Annotated in this window: 3 protein-coding genes and 1 pseudogene; 3 read left to right on the forward strand and 1 reads right to left on the reverse strand. The window is 57.0% G+C overall.

Features of this window, described 5'->3' with window-relative positions; translation table 11 throughout:
- Positions 1 to 217, reverse strand: a 217-nt coding sequence (locus tag GKAS_RS25035) for a transposase (RefSeq protein WP_035897906.1), incomplete at its 3' end; no start/stop codon positions are given.
- Between the two features lie 14 nt (positions 218 to 231).
- On the opposite strand from GKAS_RS25035, the gene GKAS_RS23315 reads away from it, so the two are divergent.
- The 3 genes and pseudogenes from GKAS_RS23315 to GKAS_RS25040 form a co-directional block, all read left to right on the forward strand.
- Positions 232 to 495: a hypothetical protein gene (locus GKAS_RS23315; RefSeq protein WP_003847756.1), complete on the forward strand. Its 264-nt coding sequence runs from the start codon at positions 232 to 234 to the stop codon at positions 493 to 495.
- Between the two features lie 230 nt (positions 496 to 725).
- Positions 726 to 1,007, forward strand: coding sequence for a helix-turn-helix domain-containing protein (locus tag GKAS_RS23320; protein WP_003847758.1), 282 nt, complete (start codon positions 726 to 728; stop codon positions 1,005 to 1,007).
- Between the two features lie 34 nt (positions 1,008 to 1,041).
- Positions 1,042 to 1,136 (forward strand): annotated as a pseudogene (locus tag GKAS_RS25040) (Hsp20/alpha crystallin family protein); the annotation flags it as partial.

Here is a 1,136-nt window from a genome sequence, read left to right on the forward strand (position 1 = left end):
CATGCGAACCCGCGCCGAGCATTTGAGAAGGCAACGGGATGAACGCTGGCTGGATAGCCGTGGTTTTCTGGGTAAGCAGGCGAATCCATTTGTGGACGAGGTTGGCATTGAGGCTGTAGCCCAAGGCGATGTTTGCGATGGAGGCATCGGGTTCAGAACACTCCTGAATGACCTGGGCCTTGAAAGATTTGCTGTTGGTACGGCGCTGAGGGCGCATGGAAAATCCGCTTGATGGGCCATGGCCTTCGGCGGCGGTATCGGGAAGGTGTGTTGGCCGGACGGATACTGTTGAACTACGTTGTCTGGGGCAACGGAAGTGTTTCGGCCCGACTCTGGAACGCGATCCGCAGCGACGACTGGGCAATTCCGCACGTTGGCCTGAGCAGCCTCGGGGAAATCGTCGTCTGGGCGCGCCCAGACGAGTTTCCGCCAAGGAACATGCAGACAAGCAAGGGGCTGCGGGCACTCGACTACAACGTGAGGATCGGTGTTTGATCGAGGCGCCTGTGGCACACGCAGGCTGACGAGCCAGGCGCTGTCCATTGCCTGATCAGGCCGCCCCCCTGCGCCTTGCCTGAGCAGTTGACCTGCATCAATGGGGCGGGAGAACGCTGTACATTGACTCTTGACTCTTGAAGTTTGTCATGGTAGGTGTAATATTTTACAAAGTATTGCAAGGATTTCCTTGGCCGGAACCGCAAAGCGACGCGATTGGAGAGGGTGAGATGAAAGCGCACCTACAGGTGATTTTCACGCTCGATGAATTGGCTGCGTACTTGAAAGTCGGCAAGCGGACGCTTTATCGGCTCGCCGCGCACGGGGAAATTCCGGCTTTCAAGGTGGACGGGACGTGGCGGTTTCGTCAAAGTGAAATCGATCAGTGGCTCAATGATCAGACCCGAGCCGGAGCAAAGAAGGAGGTGATGCGCAAGCGTGAACAGCAGAAGTCATCCGAGCAGCCCGTGTCGCCTGGGCGCAGTGCCCGTCGCAGCAGGCAAAGGGCTTGAGTAACTCGTTTTCCAATTTTTCTGGAGGTATGACATGGACATCGATTTCAAGAAGTTGGCTCCCTGGAACTGGTTCAAGAACGAGCAGCAAGAGCAGCAGACCGCCTCTTCCCTGCCAGTGCAGCGCAA

Origin of the sequence: Kluyvera ascorbata ATCC 33433 (assembly GCF_000735365.1) — a bacterium.
Classification (GTDB): Bacteria; Pseudomonadota; Gammaproteobacteria; order Enterobacterales; family Enterobacteriaceae; genus Kluyvera; species Kluyvera ascorbata.